The sequence below is a fragment of the Streptomyces sp. NPDC045846 genome (assembly GCF_056431605.1).
This window is the reverse complement of record NZ_JBWKKJ010000002.1, coordinates 188,655-208,356: the sequence shown is the minus strand read 5'-3', so window position 1 is coordinate 208,356 and position 19,702 is coordinate 188,655. Positions and strand designations below refer to the sequence as shown.

The 19,702-nt window shown below is 73.8% G+C and carries 19 protein-coding genes and 1 tRNA gene; 14 read left to right on the top strand and 6 right to left on the bottom strand.

Annotated elements, in window-relative coordinates; genetic code table 11:
* The 5 genes from AC07F3_RS05980 (at position 1) to AC07F3_RS05960 (ending at position 4,283) form a co-directional block, all read left to right on the top strand.
* Positions 1 to 996 carry a carbohydrate ABC transporter permease gene (locus AC07F3_RS05980; RefSeq protein WP_479110913.1) on the top strand — a complete coding sequence of 332 codons (996 nt, stop codon included), beginning with the start codon at positions 1 to 3 and terminating at the stop codon, positions 994 to 996.
* Positions 954 to 1,835, top strand: a complete 882-nt coding sequence (locus AC07F3_RS05975) for a carbohydrate ABC transporter permease (RefSeq protein ID WP_479111889.1) — start codon at positions 954 to 956, stop codon at positions 1,833 to 1,835. The genes AC07F3_RS05980 and AC07F3_RS05975 overlap by 43 nt, the downstream gene beginning before the upstream one ends.
* 39 nt (positions 1,836 to 1,874) lie before the next feature.
* The gene (locus tag AC07F3_RS05970) at positions 1,875 to 3,278 is read left to right on the top strand and encodes a GH1 family beta-glucosidase (protein WP_479110911.1); all 1,404 of its coding nucleotides are present in this window, start codon (positions 1,875 to 1,877) and stop codon (positions 3,276 to 3,278) included.
* Between the two features lie 88 nt (positions 3,279 to 3,366).
* Positions 3,367 to 4,134: a MerR family transcriptional regulator gene (locus AC07F3_RS05965; protein ID WP_479110909.1), complete on the top strand. Its 768-nt coding sequence runs from the start codon at positions 3,367 to 3,369 to the stop codon at positions 4,132 to 4,134.
* Positions 4,131 to 4,283 (top strand): hypothetical protein, encoded by a 153-nt coding sequence (locus AC07F3_RS05960; RefSeq protein WP_479110907.1) that lies wholly within the window; start codon positions 4,131 to 4,133, stop codon positions 4,281 to 4,283. The genes AC07F3_RS05965 and AC07F3_RS05960 overlap by 4 nt, the downstream gene beginning before the upstream one ends.
* 64 nt (positions 4,284 to 4,347) lie before the next feature.
* Here the strand turns inward: AC07F3_RS05960 and AC07F3_RS05955 are convergent, their stop codons facing one another.
* From AC07F3_RS05955 to AC07F3_RS05945, 3 genes are all read right to left on the bottom strand, one after another.
* Positions 4,348 to 5,829: a cellulose binding domain-containing protein gene (locus AC07F3_RS05955; protein WP_479110905.1), complete on the bottom strand. Its 1,482-nt coding sequence runs from the start codon at positions 5,827 to 5,829 to the stop codon at positions 4,348 to 4,350.
* A gap of 317 nt (positions 5,830 to 6,146) precedes the next feature.
* Positions 6,147 to 7,541 carry a sensor histidine kinase gene (locus AC07F3_RS05950; protein ID WP_479110903.1) on the bottom strand — a complete coding sequence of 465 codons (1,395 nt, stop codon included), beginning with the start codon at positions 7,539 to 7,541 and terminating at the stop codon, positions 6,147 to 6,149.
* A complete protein-coding gene (locus tag AC07F3_RS05945) occupies positions 7,538 to 8,227 on the bottom strand; it encodes a response regulator transcription factor (protein ID WP_479110902.1) in 690 nt (229 codons plus the stop codon). Before AC07F3_RS05945 ends, AC07F3_RS05950 begins: the two co-directional genes overlap by 4 nt.
* Positions 8,228 to 8,326: 99 nt before the next feature.
* Between AC07F3_RS05945 and AC07F3_RS05940 the strand changes: the two genes are divergently transcribed.
* Positions 8,327 to 8,893, top strand: coding sequence for a hypothetical protein (locus AC07F3_RS05940; RefSeq protein ID WP_479110900.1), 567 nt, complete (start codon positions 8,327 to 8,329; stop codon positions 8,891 to 8,893).
* 33 nt (positions 8,894 to 8,926) lie between these two features.
* Here AC07F3_RS05940 and AC07F3_RS05935 read toward each other — a convergent pair whose 3' ends face one another.
* Together AC07F3_RS05935 and AC07F3_RS05930 are read right to left on the bottom strand one after the other, a co-directional pair.
* Complete coding sequence (locus AC07F3_RS05935) at positions 8,927 to 9,784, bottom strand: spermidine synthase (RefSeq protein WP_479110898.1); 858 nt, start codon at positions 9,782 to 9,784, stop codon at positions 8,927 to 8,929.
* A 54-nt stretch (positions 9,785 to 9,838) separates the two neighbouring features.
* Positions 9,839 to 10,321, bottom strand: coding sequence for a hypothetical protein (locus AC07F3_RS05930; protein WP_479110896.1), 483 nt, complete (start codon positions 10,319 to 10,321; stop codon positions 9,839 to 9,841).
* Positions 10,322 to 10,552: 231 nt separating this feature from the next.
* On the opposite strand from AC07F3_RS05930, the gene AC07F3_RS05925 reads away from it, so the two are divergent.
* Positions 10,553 to 11,977 (top strand): tetratricopeptide repeat protein, encoded by a 1,425-nt coding sequence (locus AC07F3_RS05925; RefSeq protein ID WP_479110894.1) that lies wholly within the window; start codon positions 10,553 to 10,555, stop codon positions 11,975 to 11,977.
* Between the two features lie 469 nt (positions 11,978 to 12,446).
* On the opposite strand, the gene AC07F3_RS05920 is transcribed toward AC07F3_RS05925, so the two are convergent.
* Positions 12,447 to 13,052 (bottom strand): histidine phosphatase family protein, encoded by a 606-nt coding sequence (locus AC07F3_RS05920; RefSeq protein WP_479110892.1) that lies wholly within the window; start codon positions 13,050 to 13,052, stop codon positions 12,447 to 12,449.
* 203 nt (positions 13,053 to 13,255) lie between these two features.
* Here AC07F3_RS05920 and AC07F3_RS05915 point away from each other — a divergent pair, with 203 nt between their 5' ends.
* From AC07F3_RS05915 to AC07F3_RS05885, 7 genes are all read left to right on the top strand, one after another.
* A complete protein-coding gene (locus AC07F3_RS05915; protein ID WP_479110890.1) occupies positions 13,256 to 14,143 on the top strand; it encodes a phosphatase PAP2 family protein in 888 nt (295 codons plus the stop codon).
* Positions 14,064 to 15,215, top strand: coding sequence for a hypothetical protein (locus AC07F3_RS05910; RefSeq protein ID WP_479110888.1), 1,152 nt, complete (start codon positions 14,064 to 14,066; stop codon positions 15,213 to 15,215). The genes AC07F3_RS05915 and AC07F3_RS05910 overlap by 80 nt, the downstream gene beginning before the upstream one ends.
* A complete protein-coding gene (locus AC07F3_RS05905; RefSeq protein WP_479110886.1) occupies positions 15,206 to 16,792 on the top strand; it encodes a hypothetical protein in 1,587 nt (528 codons plus the stop codon). The genes AC07F3_RS05910 and AC07F3_RS05905 overlap by 10 nt, the downstream gene beginning before the upstream one ends.
* On the top strand, positions 16,789 to 18,120 hold the full coding sequence (locus AC07F3_RS05900) for an AAA domain-containing protein (RefSeq protein WP_479110884.1): 1,332 nt from the start codon (positions 16,789 to 16,791) through the stop codon (positions 18,118 to 18,120). The genes AC07F3_RS05905 and AC07F3_RS05900 overlap by 4 nt, the downstream gene beginning before the upstream one ends.
* Positions 18,121 to 18,441: 321 nt before the next feature.
* Complete coding sequence (locus AC07F3_RS05895; RefSeq protein ID WP_114036703.1) at positions 18,442 to 18,789, top strand: hypothetical protein; 348 nt, start codon at positions 18,442 to 18,444, stop codon at positions 18,787 to 18,789.
* A 118-nt stretch (positions 18,790 to 18,907) separates the two neighbouring features.
* Positions 18,908 to 19,624: a bifunctional DNA primase/polymerase gene (locus AC07F3_RS05890; protein ID WP_479110882.1), complete on the top strand. Its 717-nt coding sequence runs from the start codon at positions 18,908 to 18,910 to the stop codon at positions 19,622 to 19,624.
* Positions 19,615 to 19,688, top strand: a tRNA-Lys gene (locus tag AC07F3_RS05885). The genes AC07F3_RS05890 and AC07F3_RS05885 overlap by 10 nt, the downstream gene beginning before the upstream one ends.
* Positions 19,689 to 19,702: the final 14 nt, after the last annotated feature.

Here is a 19,702-nt window from a genome sequence, read left to right as displayed (position 1 = left end):
ATGGCGAGCGACACCACGGCCGCCGTGCCCTCCCCCGGTCCCGGGCAGGAGGGCACGGCCCCCGGCCGGGCCCGCGCCGAGGAGCGGCGCAGCCGCCGCTACCGGCGCGACGTGCGCTGGAGCCCGTACGCGTTCATCGCGCCCTTCTTCGCGTTCTTCGCGGCGTTCGGCCTCTTCCCGCTCCTCTACACCGGCTGGGCCTCGCTGCACCAGGTCGAGCTGACCTCGCCGGACGACATGACGTGGGTGGGCCTCAGGAACTTCTCGCGGCTCCTGTCCGACGACTTCTTCTGGAACGCGCTGCGCAACACCTTCACCATCGGCGTCCTGTCCACCGTGCCGCAGCTGCTCGTCGCGCTCGGCATCGCGCACCTGCTCAACTACAAGCTGCGCGGCTCGATGTTCTTCCGGGTCGCCGTGCTCACCCCGTACGCCACCAGCGTGGCCGCGGCGACGCTCGTGTTCGTGCTGCTCTTCGGGCGCGACTACGGAATGGTCAACTGGGCGCTCGGGCTCGTCGGGTTCGGGCACGTCGACTGGCAGAACGGCGGCTGGACCTCCCAGCTCGCCGTCTCCACCATCGTCATCTGGCGGTGGACCGGCTACAACGCGCTGATCTACCTGGCCGCGATGCAGGCGGTGCCCGCCGACCTGTACGAGTCGGCCGCGCTCGACGGGGCCTCGCGGTGGCAGCAGTTCCGCCACGTGACGATCCCCTCGCTGCGGCCGACCATCCTGTTCACCGCCGTCGTCTCGACGATCGGCGCGACCCAGCTGTTCGGGGAGCCGCTCCTGTTCAACGGCTCGGCGGGCGCCACCGGCGGCTCGGACCACCAGTTCCAGACGCTCGGCCTGTACCTGTACGAACAGGGCTGGGTGAACCTGCACCTCGGCCGGGCCTCGGCCATCGCCTGGGCGATGTTCCTGATCCTGCTCCTCATCGGCGCGGTGAACTGGCTCGTCTCCCGCACGCTGCGCAAGGGGGAGACGAATTGAGGGCCCAGCGCGCCGGCCGCCAGTTGCACGGCGGCCGCCTCACCTACGCCGTCCTGATCGTGTTCACCGCCGGATCGCTGTTCCCGCTGGTGTGGACGGCGGTGGCCGCGTCCCGCACCAACACCCGGCTCGCCCAGACACCCCCGCCGTTCTGGTTCGGCGGGAACCTGTTCAGGAACCTCCGGATCGCCTGGACCGACGCCAACATGGGCACGGCCCTGCTCAACACGACGATCGTGGCGGGCTCGATCGCCGCGGGCACGGTGTTCTTCTCCACCCTGGCGGGCTTCGCCTTCGCCAAGCTGCGCTTCCGCTTCAAGAACCTGCTGCTGCTCCTGGTGATCGGCACGATGATGGTGCCGCCGCAGCTCAGCGTCGTACCGCTGTACATGATGGTCGCCAAGCTGTCCTGGACCGACCAGCTCCAGGCCGTCATCCTGCCCACCCTGGTCAGCGCGTTCGGGGTGTTCTTCATGCGGCAGTACCTCGTCGAGGCGCTGCCCACCGAGCTCGTCGAGGCCGCCCGGGTGGACGGGGCGAGCAGCTGGCGGGTGGTGTGGCACATCGTGTTCCCGGTCGCCCGGCCCGCGATGGCGGTGCTCGGGATGCTGACGTTCGTCATGGCCTGGAACGACTTCTTCTGGCCGATCATCGCGCTCACCCAGAACGGCAGCCCCACCGTCCAGGTGGCGCTCACCGGGCTCGGCCGCGGCTACATCCCCGACCAGTCGGTCATCATGGCCGGCGCCCTGCTCGGCACGCTGCCGCTGCTGCTCGCGTTCGTGCTGTTCGGGCGGCAGATCGTCGGCGGCATCATGCAGGGCGCGGTCAAGGGCTGATCCAAGTCCCCTCATTCTTCGGCTCGTTGGGAGTGTCGTATGTCCGACCGCTTTCCGCCCGGGTTCCTCTGGGGCGCCGCCACCTCCGCCTACCAGATCGAGGGGGCGGCGGCGGAGGACGGCCGCACCCCGTCGATCTGGGACACCTTCAGCCACACCCCCGGCCGGACCGCCGACGGCGACACCGGGGACCTCGCGGTGGACCACTACCACCGCATGCGCGAGGACGTCGCGCTGATGGCCGAGCTCGGGCTCACCTCGTACCGCTTCTCCGTCTCCTGGTCGCGGGTGCAGCCCACCGGGCGCGGGCCCGCCGTCCAGCTGGGGCTCGACTTCTACCGGCGCCTGGTCGACGAGCTGCTGGACCACGGCATCGCGCCCGCGCTCACCCTCTACCACTGGGACCTGCCGCAGGAGCTGGAGGACGCGGGCGGCTGGCCCGCCCGGGACACCGCCTTCCGCTTCGCCGAGTACGCGGCGCTGGTCGGCGCCGCGCTCGGCGACCGGGTGGAGCGCTGGACCACGCTCAACGAGCCGTGGTGCAGCGCCTTCCTGGGGTACGCGTCCGGCGTCCACGCGCCGGGCCGCACCGACCCGGCGGCCTCGCTGCGCGCCGCCCACCACCTCAACCTCGGTCACGGCGAGGCGACTTCGGCCCTGCGGGGGGTGCTGCCCGCCCGGGACCAGATCGCGGTGAGCCTCAACTCGGCCGTGATCAGGCCGCTTTCGCAGGACCCGGCAGACCTGGCGGCGGTGCGCAGGATCGACGACCTGGCCAACGGCGTCTTCCACGGCCCGATGCTGCACGGCGCCTACCCCGGACGGCTGTTCGCGGACACCGCCGCGGTCACCGACTGGTCCTTCGTGCACGACGGCGACCTGCGCGCGATCCGCCGGCCGCTCGACGCGCTCGGCCTCAACTACTACACGACGTCCCTGGTCTCGGCGGCCGACCCGGACCGGGCCGACGCCCGCGCGGACGGCCACGGCGCGAGCGCGCACTCGCCCTGGCCGGGCGCCACCGGCATCGCCTTCCACCAGCCGCCGGGCGAGCGGACCGCGATGGGCTGGAGCATCGACCCGTCGGGCCTGTACGACCTGCTGATGCGCTACACCAAGGAGGCCCCGGGACTGCCGCTCCTGATCACCGAGAACGGCGCGGCCTGCGACGACAAGCCCGGCCCCGACGGCTCGGTGCACGACCCGGACCGCATCCGCTACCTGCGCGACCACCTCGCGGCGGTGCGCCGGGCGATGGAGGCGGGCGCGGACGTGCGGGGCTACTACCTCTGGTCGCTGATGGACAACTTCGAGTGGTCGTACGGGTACGGCAAGCGGTTCGGCGCGGTGTACGTGGACTACGAGACGCTGGCCCGCACCCCGAAGTCGAGCGCCCACTGGTACGCGGAGCTGGCCCGGACGGGAGAGCTGCCCGAGGCGTGACGCCCCGAGGGAGGCGGCGGCCGGTGCCGGGTCACCGATCCGGCGCCGGGCTTGAACCTCACGCCGCGTGAGGACGCACAGTGGAGCCATGACCGCATCCACCTGGAAGGTGGGCCCCCTGGCCGAGGCCAGCGGGCTCACCGTCCGCACGCTGCACCACTGGGACACCATCGGGCTGCTCTCGCCCTCGCGCCGCACCGCGGGCGGGCACCGGGAGTACACCGAGGACGACATCGCCCGGCTCTACCAGGTGCTCGCCCTGCGCGGCCTGGGTCTGGGCCTGGAATCCATCGCCGTCTGCCTGGACTCCGGCGTCGACCCGACGCGTGTCCTGCGCGACCACCGCGAGAGCGTCGAGGCGCGGCTCGCCTCCCTCACCGCCCTGCGCGACCGGCTCGTGCACATCGAGCGGGAGGTGGCGGACGGCCGGGCACCGACGGCCTCGGCGGTGCTCGACGCGCTGCGCGCCACCGGCGCGGCGGGCCCGGCGGCCGAACAGGCCGTGCGCCGCCACCTCGACGACGACCAGGTACGGGCGCTCGGCGCCCACACCGCGGCCCTCGGCCCGGCCGCGCACTATCTGCTGGAGGTCGAATGGCCCGAACTGTACCGGCGGGCCGAGGAGTTGAGGGTATCCGGCGCCCCGCCGACGGATCCGCGCGTACGCCGGATCGCGGCCCGGATGGACGAGCTGGGCACGCTGTTCAGCGGCGGCGACCGGTCGCTCTCCGCCGGCGTACGGGAGGCCTGGCGCGAGGACCCGGCGGCGCTGTCCGGCGACGCCTCGGCACGGCCGGGCCAGTGGGACGGGCTGACCGGCTACCTGGACGCGGCACGCCGGGGGGCCGAGGGATGAACCGGTACTCGGTGCTGCCGTTCCTGCTGGTCATCGTGCCTCTGACGGCCGTGCTCGCCGCGTTCGGAGTGATCGGGTGGGGCGTGGTGCCCGCCGTGGTGATCGCCGCCGGGGTCCTGGCGCTCGTGGCCAGGGCGGCGGGCGACTGAGCGGACCCCGGCCGGGGTGGGGGAAGGGCGGTCCCGGCCGGGGAGCTGAGGGGTGGACGGACGGCTACTTGTAGGCGCCGAAGGCCTTGGTGAAGGCGAGCGGCTCCTGCACGATCGAGGAGCAGGTCGGGTCGGCGGAGTTCTTGGCGCCGCCCGGGCACTGCTTGTCGCGGGCGCCGGACCACATGGCGAGCCATCCGAGGCCCTTGGACTTCGCGAAGTCCACCAGCTTGGTGGCGTCGGCGACGGTGAACTTCTCCACGCCGACGTCGTTGACGCCGATCATCGGTGTGACGGCGACGGCCTTCCATGCGGCGGCGTCGGACAGACCGAGAACTCCCTTGATCTGGGCCTGGGTCGCCGTGGCGGCCTGGATCGCGTAGTCGCCCATGTCACCGCTGTAGGAGGGGCCGTAGTCCATCGCCATGATGTTGACGGCGGAGACCTTCACCCCGTTCCTCTTGGCGTCGGCGACCAGGTCGACGCCGGGCTGGGTGAGGCCCTCGGGCATCACCGGCAGCGTGAAGGAGACGTCGAGCCCGGGGTGGGACCGCTGGAGCGTCGCGATGGCCTGCGCGCGGCGGGCGTTGGCGCCGGTGTCGGGCAGCGCGGCTCCCTCGATGTCGAAGTCGACCTTGCTGAGCTTGTACGCGTCGATGACCTTGCCGTATGCGGCGGCCAGCTCGTCCGCGCTCTTGCAGACGAGGCCGAGTTCGGAGCCGGAGGCGCCGCCGAAGGAGACCCGCACATCGCCGCCCTTGGCACGCAGCGCGCCGATCTGTGAGGCGACCTTGTCGCTCGCGAGGTCGCTGACGCCGCCCCACAGCGGGGCGCAGCCGCCGCCGGAGGTGACGAAGGCGAGGTTGAACTGCTTGACGCCGGTCGCGTCGGCGGTGCCCACGAGGTCGTACGCCGGGTAGAGCGAGGTGTCGACGTACGGCGCGAACCCGGCGCCGCTCGCGGTACCGCCCCCGGTGCTCTTGCTGGGGGTGGGTATCGCGGTCGCCGACTTCGACGGCTCGGCGGTCGGCCTGGTGCTCGCCGACCGGGAGGGCTGGGGGGTGGGCTGTCCGGTGGGGCGGCCGCTGGGCCGCGGGGTGGCCCCGGTGTCGACGGAGCACTTCTCCTGGTCGATGAGGCAGCCGGTCGGGTCGCCCGCGGCACCGTTGGCCGAGGTGACGAAGCCGACGGTGACCGACTTGCCCGGGGCGAGCCCGGCCCTGTCCCAGCTCGGCGGCTTCACGGTGACGTGCTGCCCCTTCACGCTCTGGTCGCCGTTCCAGAGGGAGGAGAGCGTGGTGCCGGCCGGGAGGTCGAACTCCAGGGTCCAGTCGGGGAGCGTCTTGTTGGTGTCGTTGGTGATGACGTACTGCCCGGTGTAACCACCGGTCCAGCCGCTGGTCCTGGTGTACGCCGCGCCCACCGAGGCGGCCTGCGCGGTGCCGGTGAGCGCGAAGGCCGCGCCGCCGACGACCGCGGCGGCGGCCACCGTGCCGATCACCTTGGTCGTGCCGCTCGCCTTGCGCCGATGCGTACTGCTGCCCATGCCGTGCCTGCCTCTGCGTTACGGGGGTGCGGGATTCCGTTTCCGGGGTGCGGGAGCACGCTAGCGAGGCCGAACCGGACAAATGCCCAGTTCAGGGCGTGGGTTGGGGATCTTAGGGTGGGCTTAAGGATGCGATGGGGGGAGGTTAAGCCCGGCCACGGGCTGAGGTTGCCCATGCCGACCAGCACCAGTGCTGACAGGGGCGCGGGGAAGTGCGCGGCCAACCACCCACGGCCGTTGGCCGAACACCCCTCCCCCGGAGGCCACGCGGCGGAGCCGCGGAGTGTCACAGCGGGAAGGGGCGGAGTGGGGAAAGGTCAGGCCGGGGCGCCTCGGCGGGGGCGGCGGGAGCGGCCGCGGACCCGGTGACCGCGGCGCCCCGGCGACGCAGGCCCGAGCCCGATCCAGAGGCGAACCTCCGTGCCGCCCAGCACGGAATGCCCGATCCGGACGTCACCCCCCGTCGACTCGGCGACCCTCCGCACGATGTCGAGCCCCAGCCCCGTGGACCCGGGCCGCCCCCCGCTGTTGCCCCGCGCCAGCGCAGCCTGGGGGTCGGAGATGCCGGGCCCCGCGTCGGAGACCAGCACGATCACCGCGTCCTCGCCGTTGTGGACGTCCACCGAGAAGGCCGTCCCCTCCGGCGTGTGCCGGAACACGTTGCCGAGCAGTGCGTCGAGCACGGCCACGAGGTCGGCCCGGGCCACCGGGATGCGCACGGGCCGGTCGACGCCCGCGAGCCGTACCTCGCGGCCCTCGTCCTCGGCCAGCGCCGACCAGAACTCCATCCGCTCCAGGATGACCTCGCAGGCGTCGCACCCCGCTCCCGGCCCGGCGGGCTGGGTCTTGGGCTTGGCCTCGCGCGCGGTGCGGATGATCGTGTCGACCTCCCGCTCCAGCTGCTCGACCGCCGCCCGGGTCTGCTCGGCCGCGGGCCCGTCGCCGAGGGAGGCCGCGTTGAGGCGGAGCACGGTGAGCGGCGTACGCAGCCGGTGCGAGAGGTCGGCCGCCAACTCCCGCTCGTTCGCGAGGAGTTGGACCACCTGGTCGGCCATGGAGTTGAAGGCGACGGCCGCCGAGCGCAGTTCGGTGGGCCCCTCCTCGGGGACCCGCGCGCCGAGCTTGCCCTCGCCCAGGTCCTGCGCCGCGCCCGCGAGGCGCTGGGCGGGCTGGACCATGCGTACGCCGAGCCGGTCGGCGACGGCCACGGAGCCGATGATCAGGCCGATGCCGACCCCGGCCAGGACCAGCCAGGCGGTCGTCACGCCGTTGGTCACCTCGGCCTCCGGCACGAACACCTCGACGATGGCGATCTGGCCGGAGCTCAGCGCGGTGGGCTGGAGCAGCGCGGAGCCGCCCGCGACGTCGGTGGTCGAGGCCTTGATGACCTTGCGGGTGGCTTCGAGGTCCTTGTCGGCGGCGCGCTGCTTGCCGATCTTCACCGGCGCGCTGCCGGGGACCGCGGGGTCCGCCGGGACGTGCACGGCCATCCGGTTCTCGGCGCCGGACTGGGTGGAGGCGACGGCGCGTTCCAGCGCGTCGCGGTCGGTGGTGATGGACAGGGTCGGCCCGATCGCCGCGGCCTGGCGTTCGGCGTTGGAGAACGCCCGGTCGCGGGCCATCTCCTTGATGACCATGCCGAGCGGCACCGCGAAGGCCACCACGACCATCACGGTGACGGCGAGGCAGACCTTGACGAGCGCCCACCTCACTGTGGTGGCTCCAGCTTGACGCCGACGCCCCGCAGCGTGTGCAGATAGCGCGGCCGGGCCGCGGTCTCGCCCAACTTCCGCCGCAGCCAGGACAGATGGACGTCGATGGTCTGGTCGTCACCGTACGACTGCTGCCACACCTCGGCGAGCAGCTCCCTGCGGGGCACCACGACGCCGGGCCGCCCGGCGAGGAAGGCGAGCAGGTCGAACTCGCGCCGGGTCAGGTCGAGCTGGGCGCCGTCGAGTTCGGCCTGGCGGCGCAGCGGGTCGACGCGGAGCCCGCCGACCTGGAGCACCCGGGACGGCGGTTCGGCCCCGGCCGTGGCGCGCGCCCGGCGCAGCACGGCGGCCATCCGCGCGGAGAGGTGCTCCACGGAGAACGGCTTGGTGAGGTAGTCGTCCGCGCCGTCGTTGAGCAGCCGGACGATCTCCGTCTCGTCGTCCCGCGCGGTCGCGATGATCACCGGTACGTCGGTGATGCCGCGCAGCATCTTCAGCGCCTCGGACCCGTCGAGGTCGGGCAGTCCGAGGTCCAGGATGACCACGTCGAAACGGAGATGGGCCACTTCGCGCAGCGCCTCCAGTGCCGTGCCGACGCTCCGTACCGTGTGGGAGGCCTCGGTGAGGTGGCGGATGAGGGCGGAGCGGACAAACTGGTCGTCCTCGACCACGAGCACACTTGCCATGGCCCGCACCGTACGCCATCCGCAGCAGCGGAGTCCCTCGTGGGAGGGGAGTCGGCGGTGGCGGGACACGGGTGGGGCTCGTGGTGCAGTATGGCCCGGATGCACAGAGGACTCGTACACGGTTTGGCGTGGTCGCTGGCCACCGGAGCGGCGGTGACGCTGTCCTGGTGGGGTGTCCACACGGTGATGGCCGGCACGGTGTACGACCCGCCCCGCGCCCTGCCGATCAGCGGCGACGCGCACCTCGCGCAGGGCTCGCGGCCGGACGCCTCCTCGACCCGTCGCCCCCAGGAGCCCCCGCCCTCCCCTTCGTCCTCCGCCGCGCGGAAACCGTCGAAGGACGCCGGGGACGGCAAGCCGTCGGGCAGCCGCGCGCCCTCGCCCGACCCGTCGGGCGCCAAGTCGCCCCCACCATCGACCACTTCCGGCAATCCGGCCAATTCGGGCGCGGTGCAGGGGTACAACGTCTCGGGCGGCCGGGTGGTCTTCGACCTCGGTGACACCTCGGCACAGCTCGTCTCCGCGACGCCCGCCTCGGGCTGGCAGATGGAGCGCTGGATCCAGACGCAGTGGATCCGGGTCACGTTCACGCGCGGCAGCGAGACGGTCTCGGTGTTCTGCACCTGGAACGGCCACCCGCCCTCGGTGGAGATCAACAACACCTGACGCGGAAGCCGCCGAGTCGCCGCCTCGGCACGCTCAGCGGAAGGCCCCGGCCGGCGGCGCGGGCGAGGGCTTGGCGCTCGCGTCGCTCACCGCGGCGGCCCCGCCCGTGAAGTCGGCGAGCTCACGCCCGTGCTGGACGCGGCCAGGGTGCGGGTCGCCCGCGATCCGCCGGGTCAGCTCGGCGACCGGCAGCGGCACGGCCGAGCCGACGAGCACCGCGTTGCCGAACCGTTTGCCCCGCAGCACCGTCGGGTCGGCGGCGAGCGCGAGTTCGGGGAAGACCTGGGCGGCGGTCGCGATCTGGCCCCGCAGATGCGCGAGCGGCGGCCCGTCGGCGAGGTTCGCGGCGTACGTGCCGCCCGGCCTCAGCACCCGGCGTACGTCCGCGAGGAACTCGGCGCTGGTCAGGTGGGCCGGGGTGCGGGCCCCGCTGAACACGTCGGCGATGACGAGGTCGGCCCAGCCGTCCGGGAGCTTGGCGAGCCCGGCCCGCGCGTCGCCCCCGCGCACCCGGATGCGGGCCCCGGGATCGAGCGGCAGCTCACGGCGTACGAGCTGGACGAGCGCGGCGTCGAGCTCGACTATCTGCTGGGTGGAGCGGGGGCGGGTGGCCGCGATGTAGCGGGCCAGGGTGAAGGCTCCGCCGCCCAGGTGCAGCACGTTCAGGGCCTGGCCGGGCGGGGCGGCGAGGTCGATGACGTGGCCGAGGCGGCGCTGGTACTCGAAGGTCAGCCGCTGGGGGGCTTCGAGGTCCACGTGCGACTGGGGCGCCCCGTCGAGCAGCAGGGTCCACCCGCCGGTCCCGTCCCGGTCGGGTATGAGCTCGGCGAGTCCGCCGTCCACCGTCTCGACGACGGGCTCGGGCCCGCGCCGCCTGCTGCTTTTCGCCATCCGGCCATTATCGACCGGCCGGGCGGGTGCCGCCTTCCCGCGCCGCGGCGCCGGTCAGCGGCCCTCGGCCTCGCGGATCCCGTCGGCCGCCTCGATCATGCGGGCCGCCTCGCCGAGGGCCGCGCGGAGCAGCCCGGGGTCGGTGACCTCGGTGGTGTTCGGGGGGAGGAGCCAGCCCGAGCCGGTGACGGGGGGCGCGACGGGCAGCCCCTCGATGCGCAGCCCCCGCCCGTTGGTCTCCGTACAGGCGCTGCCCGGCACGTCCCAGGCGGCGGCGGTGCCGGACGGCACAAGGAACCCGAGGGTGTCGCAGGTCCCGTCGTGCAGGACGGGCCCGACGGCGGCCGGGGCGGCGCCGCGGCGGATGATGTCGACGGCCTCCAGGCCCTGACGGGCGGGCACCGTGACCAGGTCGCAGGGCTCCTCGACGGGGCACCCGAGGACCGGCGGGGCGCTCGCCTGCGGTGAATGCGGATGCCGGACGGCCGTCGTCTGCGTACCGGAGCCTGTGAGGTCGATGTCGGTGTCGGTGTTCACGCAGTCCTCCAACAAGGCAAGCCCTCCGCGTCTCTGCGGTGTCTGGCGCTCTCCACATGGTTCAACGCCCTTGCGCGTCAAGGGGAACGGCGCCGCGCCGCCGCAAAGGATGGCAGTTCATGGCGGATCGCGGGTGAGATATCCGGTTTGTAGCCAAACACTGCGTGAACGCGTCGTCACAGCAGGTACGTTCTTGCTCCGCACCACCCCGCCAGAGAGAGCTGTCGAGCCATGGCGCCGTCACCCGATCCCCAGGCAGACCCCCCGGTGAACGCGCGGAACACCCGGACGCCGCGCCGGCTCACGCGGGAACCCAACGTGGCCTTCCGGCAGTTGAGGGGTGCCCGTTCGCCGGGCGAGTTCGCGGCCGCGGTCCGCCGGGCCGCCCGCGAGATCGGCGAACAGGTGGCCTGCGACGCCCGGTACATCGGACGCGTGGAGAACGGCGAGATCCGCTGCCCCAACTATGCGTACGAGAGGGTCTTCCGGCACATGTTCCCCGGTTTGACCCTGGCCGATCTGGGGTTCTCGGCAAGGGAGGCGGTACGGGGCCGAGGGGCGCGTCCCCTCTCCGGTGCGCCCCTGCTTCAGGTCGCACCCCGCCCCGAGCATCCGAACCACGATTCGCCCGATGATCACGACCCCCAGAACCACGAGGAGAGCGACGTGCTGCGTCGCGCATTCATGACGGGCTCCACCGCCACGGTGGCGGCCGTCTCGCTGGGCCTCGGCCTGGCACCCGCACAGGCCGTCCAGCGCGTCGGCGAGGCCGAGGTGAACGCCGTCGAAGAGGCGGTGCGCCGGATCAGGCTCCTGGACGACCGGCACGGCGCGGACGGGCTCTACCAGCGCGCCGCCCAGCCGCTGCGCACCGCGTACGCGCTGCTCGACGCCAGCGCGGCACGGCGTTCCACGCAGGATCGGCTGCACACCGGGGCCGGTGAACTGGCCATCTCCGTCGGCTGGTTGGCGCACGACTCGGGCCGCTTCGGCGAGGCCCGCTCGCACTACGCCGAGGCCCTCGCCACGGCCCGCCTCGCGGGCGATCCGGGCCTGGAGGCCCACGCGTTCTGCAACATGTCCTTCCTGGCCAGGGACATGGGCCGGCCGCGCGAGGCGATGCGGGCGGCGCAGGCGGGCGAACGCGCGGCGCGCCCGCTCGGCTCGCCCCGGCTCCTCTCGCTGCTCGCGCTGCGCGAGGCCGGGGGCTGGTCGGGGCTCGGCGACCGCTCGGCGTGCGAGGAGTCACTCGCGCGCGCCCACCACTACTTCGCCCGGGGTGCCTCGTCCGCCGACCCCGAGTGGATGACCTTCTTCGTCGAGGCCGAGCTGGAGATGCTCCAGGCGCAGTGCTTCTCGGCGCTCGGCGACTGGTCCCGGGCGGCCCGGCACGCGCACCGGGCGGCGACGCTGCAGGATCCGCACTTCGCCCGCAACCTGGCGCTGTACCGGGCCGAGCTCGCGGACGATCTCGCTCGGGCGGGGGCGCCCGCCGAGTCCGCCGCGGCGGGGCAGCAGGTCCTGGACCTGCTGAACCAGGTCCAGTCCACCCGGATCCAGGCGATGCTGGCGGACACGTCCCGCATCCTGGCCCCCCACCGGGCCTCCCCGGAGGTGGCCGCCTTCCTGGAACGACGAGCCGCGGTAGCAGTCTGACCCGGTTTCGCCTCCCCCACCCCGCCCCTTCCCTAAACCCTCCGGGGGCGGGGGCGAGGGGCCGGGGGCCGAGGGGGCGGGGGGGGGCCGAGAGGGCGGGGGGCCGAGGGATTTGAGCATTCGGAGCGCTCTGGTCCGCGGACCGTACGTGGTTGCTCGCGCCGTTCCCCGCGCCCCTTGAAACCCCCTTTCGTCCGCGGACCGTGCCCGCTTCTCGCGCAGTTCCCCGCGCCCCTTAGCGGCATGGTGCTGGTCAGCATCAGCATCTTCAGCCCGTCCGGCGATTGAGGACGAGCGCCGTTCAGGCGCGAACGGGGGTCTGGGGGCGGAGCCCCCAGGAGCGCCTTCAACCCCCGGAGGGTCTAGGGAAGGGGCGGGGAGGGGCATCCCGGGGTCTGGGGCGGAGCCCCAGGGCTGGTCGGGGTGGGGCAGGGCCCCGGAGGCAGGGGGGCGGGGGCGGGCCCCGGGGTTATCGCTCGAGGTGGCCCGTGTCGTTCCAGCGCTCCACCGCCGGCGCCCCATACGCCCACCCCAGCACCGACAGCGACGTCGGATCGAGCCGGACGCGGGCCGCGAAGGAGACGTCCTCGCCCAGCCAGCGCGCCGCGATGGACCGCAGAATGTGCCCGTGGGCGAAGACCAGCACGTCCCGCCCGGCGGACCGCGCCCAGGCGACGACCTCGTCCGCCCGCGCGGAGACCTGCGCCAGGGTCTCCCCGTCCGGCACCCCGTCGCGCCAGATGAACCAGCCGGGCCGCACGGCCTGGATCTCGGGCGGCGCCATGCCCTCGTAGGCACCGTAGTCGTACTCCATGAGCGCGTCCCACGGCTCGGCCCGGTCCCCGAACCCGGCCAGCTCACACGTCTCGGACGCCCGCACCAGCGGGCTGGTGCGGACCTCGACGCCGGGCAGCCCGCCCCAGGGCTCCCGGTGCAGCCGCTCGCCGAGGAGCTTCGCGCCGCGCCGGCCCTCGTCCAGGAGCGGGATGTCGGTCCGGCCGGTGTGCTTGCCGGCGAGCGACCACTCGGTCTGCCCGTGCCGGGCCAGCAGGATGCGCGGTGCGGCGGCTGCCATGAGCGTTCTCTCCCGATCCGTACGAAATGTTCCCTCACCATCATCGCGTACCGCTTGAGGCAACCTCGAGCCGGATCCCGACGTCTGACCGAACACCGGGGTGCTGCGTGAAGGCGATCACTTACACCGTACGGTTGAACGCACGCCAAAAAACCGGAGGCCCCGAGCGGGCAGCCCGAGAACCAGTTGGGGGAACCTGCCGGATGCAGCCACCGCAGCACGCCACGCGACCACGCTGGTGGACCGAACTCCCGCTGATCGCGCTCGTGTACGGGGCCTACACCGCAGGACGCCTGATCGTACGCGGCAACGAACCGCTCGCCGTCGAGCACGGGCTGTCCATCCTGCGCATCGAGAAGGCCCTCCATCTCAACGCCGAGCACCCGCTGAACCGGTTGTTCACGCACACCCCGGCGCTGGGCATACCCGCCGACTTCATATACGGGTCACTGCACTACCTGGTCACCCCGGCCGTCCTGATCTGGCTGTTCCACCGGCGCCCCACCCGGTACCGGGCCGCCCGCGGCTGGCTGATGACCTCCACCCTGCTCGGCCTGATCGGCTTCACCTTCCTGCCGACCTGCCCGCCCCGACTGCTCCCGGCGGTGCACGGCTTCACCGACACGATGGCCCAGTACAGCTCGTACGGCTGGTGGGGCGGCGAGGCGAGCGCCCCGCGCGGCATGGGCGGCATGACCAACCAGTTCGCCGCGATGCCCAGCCTGCACGTCGGATGGGCCCTGTGGTGCGGGGTGATGCTGTGGCGGTTCGGCGGCAGCCGCCTGACGAAGACCGTCGCCGTCGCGTACCCGCTGACCATCACGTTCGTGGTGATGGGCACGGCCAACCACTATCTCCTCGACGCGGTCGCGGGCGCCGCCGTGATGGGCCTGGGACTGCTGCTCTCGAAGCCGCTGATGCGGCTCGCGGAACGCGTCCGCACCCGTTTCGCACCCGTCTCTTCCTCCACCCGCGCCTCGATTGTCAGTGCCGGATGCGAGACTTCGGCGGGTGAGCGAATCCCTGGGCAGCGGACCTCCTCCGACACCCCCGCAGAAGCCGACGACAGCACTGCGTCGACGGCTCGCTGAGCTGCGCGGCCCGTCCCTGGCGGCCCGGCCGCTGGACGCCCGCGCGCTGGCGGCCCTCGCGGCGAACCCGGGCTGCCGCAGACGCGCCCTGCTCGACGGCGCCGGGGTGGACAAGGGCGCGCTCGCCGAGGCGATCGGCGCGCCGTCGGCCGCGTTCGGCCAGTCCCAGTTCGCGTTCATGCGGGGCAACGCCTTCGAGGCGAAGGTGAAGGGCGACGGCGGCACCGAGCTGCTCCGTCTGCTGCACGAGCGGATGGGCGCGGCGGGCTCCGAGCCGCCCGGCGAGGCGGTGGCCCCCGATCTCGCGGCGGCCGGTCCCGAGGGCCGCGCGGCCCGCACCGCGCTCGCGCTGCGCGAGGCCACCGCGGCCGGAAGCTGGGCGCTGCTCGACCATCCGATGCTGGCCCTGGAGGTGGCGGGCTCCCCCGCCTATCTGGAGCCGGACGCGGTGGTGGTGCACCCCGACGGCCGCTGGACGGTCGTCGAGATCAAGTCCTTCCCCATGATCGACGCGGCGGCCGACCCGTCGAAGGTGGGCGCCGCCGCCCGCCAGTCCGCGGTGTACGTGCTGGCCCTGGAGCGGGTCGCGGCGCGCACCGAGGGCGCCTCGGTGGACCACTCGGTCCTCCTTGTCTGCCCGAAGGACTTCTCCAACCTGCCGACCGCCTCCGTCGTCGACGTACGCAAGCAACGCTCGGTCACCCGGCGCCAGTTGGCCCGCCTGGCCCGCATCGAGGACATCGCGGAGGCGCTGCCGCCTGGCACCACCTTCGACCTGGACGGCCAGTCCGGCGAGGCCCTGGCCGCGGCCGTCGAGGCGGTTCCCGCGGTGTACGCGCCGGAGTGCCTGGCCGCCTGCGAGCTGGCCTTCCACTGCCGGGGCCGGGCCCGCGAGGAGGGCGCGGTGACGGCGCTGGGCCGCTCCCTGCGCGGCGAGCTCGGCGGCCTGACGACGATCGGCGAGGTCCTCGCGGCCGCGCGCGGCGAGTCGGGCGACCCCGCCGATCCCACGGTGGCCGCGGTGCGCCGTGCGGCCGCCCTGCGCGCGGAGGCGGGTGTGCCATGTCGCTGATCGCCACCCTGGCCCGCCTGGAGGCCGTGGAGTCCGGCCGGGCCCGGCCGCTGGCCACCGTCCGCCACCGCCACCTCTCCGAGCGGCCCCTCGTCTTCGTGCCGCTCACCACGGCGGGCGAGGCGGGCGCCCCGCTCGGCGCGCTGGTCGGCACCGACCGCGAGGCGCCGACCCTGCTCGTGGTGCCCCAGCCCCGCGACCGCGATCTGCGCTTCACCTTCCTGGCCGACCTCGCGGAGGCCGTCCTGCCGTACCTGGAGGCGTACGCCGGCGACGTCGAGCTCACCGAGCGCTCCGAGACCGACCCGGAGACGGGCAAGAAGACCAAGGTCGAGGTCGAACTGTGCGCGGACGCGCCGCAGTTGATCGTCCCCGGCCGGGCCGGCATCGACTTCGTACGCCTGCTGGGCCGCTCGATGCGGTTCCGCCGCACCGCCGAGCAGGATCCGGACGCGCCCTATCCGGCGCCGCCCCGCGTCCCGCTGCTCGGCCGCTGGTTCACGCACTACGCCGAGCGCGCCCGCACCCCCGGCGCCGCGCTGCTGCTGGCCGCGACCGACCTCCTGAACCGGCACTGGGCGACCGGCCAGTCCAGCCTGGAGGACCAGCACCTGGGCGCGCTGCTCGCCTGGATCGACCCGCCGGCGGGCGAGTCCGGGGCCCGGGCGGCGCTGCGGGCCGAGCTGGCGCGCGGCGCGGACGGCCAGCTGCTGTGCCCGCCGGCCGGTCCGGCCACCGACCCGGCGTTCGACAACCGCCTGCTGGCCCCCGCCGTGGAGCGCTACGACCGGGCCCGCCAGGCCCTCCAGGCGGCCGAGGACGGACTGGCGGCGGACGAGCGCCTCGGTCAACTGACCGCGGCGGAGCGGGAGATACGGCGTCTGCTGGCGGCGCAGCTCATGCCCACCTGGACGGCGGTGTGGCACGCGCTCGACCTGCTGCGCGAGCTCCCCGAGGGCGAGCGGGCGGCCGCGCGCTGGACGAGCGACCGCTGGTCGTTCACCGGCCACCGGGACCGCGTCACCGCGGGCGAGCCGCCCCAGCCCCGCCGCGACGACGCGGTGACGGCCGCCACCAAGCTGCTGCGGCGCGAGCGCGCGCAGGCCGAGCTGGAGGCGGGCGAGGCGCTGGACGATCCGCTCGTGATGGCGGCCCGCAGGCTCGCGGGCGAGGCGTTCGTGGGCGAGGTCGTCGAGGTGGCGGAGGCGTGGACGGAGTCCAAGCGCCCGAGCCCGCGCCCGCTGGTGTCCCTGCGCACGGACGACGCCCCGCACCTCGCCGAGGGCGCGAAGGTCTACCGCGCCCTGGACGGCAAGCCGCAGAAGGCCGAGTTCGTGACGTACGAGGCCGGGGGCGTGCTCGTGCTGCGTCTCCTGGACAAGATGGGACGGAGCAAGGACCCGGCGCCGGGCTCCGTGCCCGAGAAGGGCGACCGGATCTGCTGGACGCTGTTCGAGCACGAGCAGCGCGGCGCCCCCAAGCTGCCCGACCCGGAGGCCACCCCGTGGACGCACGGCGGCCCGCCGGGCGGCGCCGCCGAACCGCCCGACCCGCTGACCCCCGAGGACCTCCTGTGACCGCCTTCGATCCGGGCGCGGCCGCGGCCGGGGCCACCGACGCGATCCTCGCCGACACCCTGCACGGCTCGGCCCGCGGCGTCGTCGTCGACTCGCCGCCCGGCGCGGGCAAGTCCACGCTCGTGGTGCGCGCGGCGCTCGAACTGGCGGCGGCGGGGCGCCCGTTGATGGTGGTAGCCCAGACCAACTCGCAGGTCGACGACCTGGTGGCCCGCCTCGCGGAGAAGGCCCCCGACCTGCCGGTCGGCCGCCTGCACAGCAGTGAGAGCGACCCGTACGACAAGGCCCTCGACGACCTGGAGAACGTACGCAAGTCGTCGAAGGCGGGCGATCTCGCGGGGCTGGACGTCGTGATCTCGACGGCGGCGAAGTGGGCGCACGTGAAGGACGTCGAGCCGTGGCGGCACGCGATCGTCGACGAGGCGTACCAGATGCGCTCCGACGCGCTGCTCGCCGTGGCGGGGCTCTTCGAGCGGGCGCTGTTCGTGGGCGACCCGGGGCAGCTCGACCCCTTCGCGATCGCCGACGCCGAGCAGTGGGCGGGGCTCTCCTACGACCCGTCGGCGAGCGCGGTCTCGACGCTGCTCGCGCACAACCCGGAGCTGCCGCAGCACCGGCTGCCCGTCTCGTGGCGCCTCCCGGCGTCCGCGGCGCCGCTGGTCTCGGACGCGTTCTATCCGTTCACACCGTTCCGCAGCGGTACCGGCCCCGGTGACCGGCGGCTCGCCTTCGGCGTCGCCTCGAACGGCTCGGCGCCGGACCGGGCGCTCGACGAGGCGGCGGAGTCGGGCTGGGCCCTGCTCGAACTGCCCGCCCGGCACACCCCGCGCACCGACCCGGAGGCGGTCCACGCCGTCGCCCACGTCGTACGGCGCCTCCTGGACCGGGGCGGGGCGGCGACGAGCGAGCGCTCGCCCGAGCCGGTCCCGCTCACCGCCGCCCGGATCGCGGTCGGCACCGCGCACCGCGACCAGGCGGCCGCGATCCGGGCGGCGCTCGCGGAGCTCGGCGTGACGGGGGTGGCCGTCGACACCGCGAACCGGCTCCAGGGAAGGGAGTTCGACGTGACGGTGGTGCTCCACCCGCTCTCGGGGCGCCCGGACGCGACGGCCTTCCACCTGGAGACGGGCCGCCTGTGCGTCCTGGCCTCCCGGCACCGGCACGCTTGCATCGTGGTGTGCCGCGCGGGCGTGACCGACCTCCTGGACGACCACCCCTCGACCGAGCCGGTCCAACTGGGAGTGACGGTGAAGTTTCCGGACGGGTGGGAGGCGAACCACGCGGTCCTGTCCCACCTGGAGGAACACCGAACCCCCTGGCACCCCTGACCACCCCCACCGCCGGACAGCGTCCGGCACGCCGCCGGAGGCGGCCAACAGCCACAGCCCGGACGGCTGGGAGGCGAACCACGCGGTCTTGTCCCACCTGGAAGAACACCGAACCCCCTGGCACCCCTGACCGCCCCCACCGCCTCCGCACGGCCCGCCGGACGGGGGCCGCCCCACGACCGGAGCCGCCCGCACGGCCCGCCCCGGATCCCGCCGCCCCCGGCGCGAAGCATTCGAAGGCCCCCTTGCGCCGGGGCGGGAGAATGGACGGTGGCCCGGGCGCCCGGACCGTGAACTACGACCTGCCCTGGGAGGACAGACATGCCGGAGCACGAGCGGAAGGAGGAGCGGCAGCGGCTCAGGCCCGCGCCGTTGCTCTTCGAGCCTTCCGAGGCCACCGCCGACCCGGAGCACTTCTTCGACCTGGAGTCCATCGAGGATCCCCGGGCGCTCCTCTCCCGCGCGACCGAGCTGGCCCTCGCCTTCCGTGCGGCGGCCGACCGGGCGGTCGAGTTCCAGGCGGTCGCGGCGGCCCAGCTCGCCGATCCCCGCCGCTTCGACCGGCTGACCCCCGCGGACGTGGCGGACCGGGCCCAGTGGACCGAGGACTACGCGAAGAAGATGATCGAGTTCGGCCGGGACCTGCTGCGGGCCGGGGAAGTGCCCTAGGGCCCGCCCACGCGCCCCGGGCATATGCCGGGGGGCAAGATACGCCCTCCCGCCCCGCCCTGTCCCGGTTTCCGCCAAGCCGACGAAGCGGAACCTGTCCAGCCGGTAGACGTAGAGCATGAGCAGTGACAACGGCACGGGCGGCGGAACCCGGGGGACCAGGACGGGCGGCAGTCCGCTCTCGACGGTGGGCCGCCCCGGCGGGCCCGCCCGGGGCGAGGACGCGTACGACATCTTCCGGGCGCTGCGCGACGAGGGCGGTCACCAGGTCGGCGAGGTCACGGCGGCCGGCGCCGCCTGGCTGTCGTCGGCGGCCACCCACGCCCGCAGCACGCTCTCCCTCTGGGAGGCCCGGCCGACCGCGCCCGGCGTGCTGCCCTGCGGGAGGGTCTTCGACGTCGTGAACGTGCCGTCGATCTTCGGGCGCCGGATGCTCGACCGGCTGTGGGCCGAGGGGCCCGGCTCGGGGCCGGTCGCGGTGCACCGGGGCCGCATGCTCCTGTTCGCCGCCCCCGGCACCGCGCAGCGCCTGCCCTCGCTCCTGGAGTGGGAGGAGTGGCAGGGCGCCGACGTGCCGGTCCCACCGCTCCTGTGCCACGGCGCGGGCGACGCGGTCACGGTCCCGGCCCTGGTCCGCCCGGCCCGGGACAACGCGGGTGCGGCCCGCTGGCTGGTGGCCCCCGACACCCGCCGCCCCTGGCTGCCGGGGCCCGACGTACTGCTGTGGGCCTGCGTGCGGGCGGCCAGGAACGAGTCCACGGACGTTCCCCGGATATCGATTTTTCCTCGCGCCGATCAGGATGCTAATGTCTACGACGTCAGCAGGCGCCGCTAGCTCAGTTGGTTAGAGCAGCTGACTCTTAATCAGCGGGTCCGGGGTTCGAGTCCCTGGCGGCGCACAGACGGAAGAAGC

Excerpts from the sequence above, each read along its gene's own strand:
- AC07F3_RS05960 (WP_479110907.1), top strand. The coding sequence starts at position 4,131 with ATGAACCGGTACTCGGTGCTGCCGTTCCTGCTGGTCATCGTGCCTCTG.
- AC07F3_RS05920 (WP_479110892.1), bottom strand. The coding sequence starts at position 13,052 with ATGGCAGCCGCCGCACCGCGCATCCTGCTGGCCCGGCACGGGCAGACC.
- AC07F3_RS05940 (WP_479110900.1), top strand. The coding sequence starts at position 8,327 with ATGCACAGAGGACTCGTACACGGTTTGGCGTGGTCGCTGGCCACCGGA.
- AC07F3_RS05915 (WP_479110890.1), top strand. The coding sequence starts at position 13,256 with ATGCAGCCACCGCAGCACGCCACGCGACCACGCTGGTGGACCGAACTC.
- AC07F3_RS05955 (WP_479110905.1), bottom strand. The coding sequence starts at position 5,829 with ATGGGCAGCAGTACGCATCGGCGCAAGGCGAGCGGCACGACCAAGGTG.
- AC07F3_RS05925 (WP_479110894.1), top strand. The coding sequence starts at position 10,553 with ATGGCGCCGTCACCCGATCCCCAGGCAGACCCCCCGGTGAACGCGCGG.
- AC07F3_RS05935 (WP_479110898.1), bottom strand. The coding sequence starts at position 9,784 with ATGGCGAAAAGCAGCAGGCGGCGCGGGCCCGAGCCCGTCGTCGAGACG.
- AC07F3_RS05895 (WP_114036703.1), top strand. The coding sequence starts at position 18,442 with ATGCCGGAGCACGAGCGGAAGGAGGAGCGGCAGCGGCTCAGGCCCGCG.
- AC07F3_RS05890 (WP_479110882.1), top strand. The coding sequence starts at position 18,908 with ATGAGCAGTGACAACGGCACGGGCGGCGGAACCCGGGGGACCAGGACG.
- AC07F3_RS05970 (WP_479110911.1), top strand. The coding sequence starts at position 1,875 with ATGTCCGACCGCTTTCCGCCCGGGTTCCTCTGGGGCGCCGCCACCTCC.
- AC07F3_RS05965 (WP_479110909.1), top strand. The coding sequence starts at position 3,367 with ATGACCGCATCCACCTGGAAGGTGGGCCCCCTGGCCGAGGCCAGCGGG.
- AC07F3_RS05945 (WP_479110902.1), bottom strand. The coding sequence starts at position 8,227 with ATGGCAAGTGTGCTCGTGGTCGAGGACGACCAGTTTGTCCGCTCCGCC.
- AC07F3_RS05905 (WP_479110886.1), top strand. The coding sequence starts at position 15,206 with ATGTCGCTGATCGCCACCCTGGCCCGCCTGGAGGCCGTGGAGTCCGGC.
- AC07F3_RS05980 (WP_479110913.1), top strand. The coding sequence starts at position 1 with ATGGCGAGCGACACCACGGCCGCCGTGCCCTCCCCCGGTCCCGGGCAG.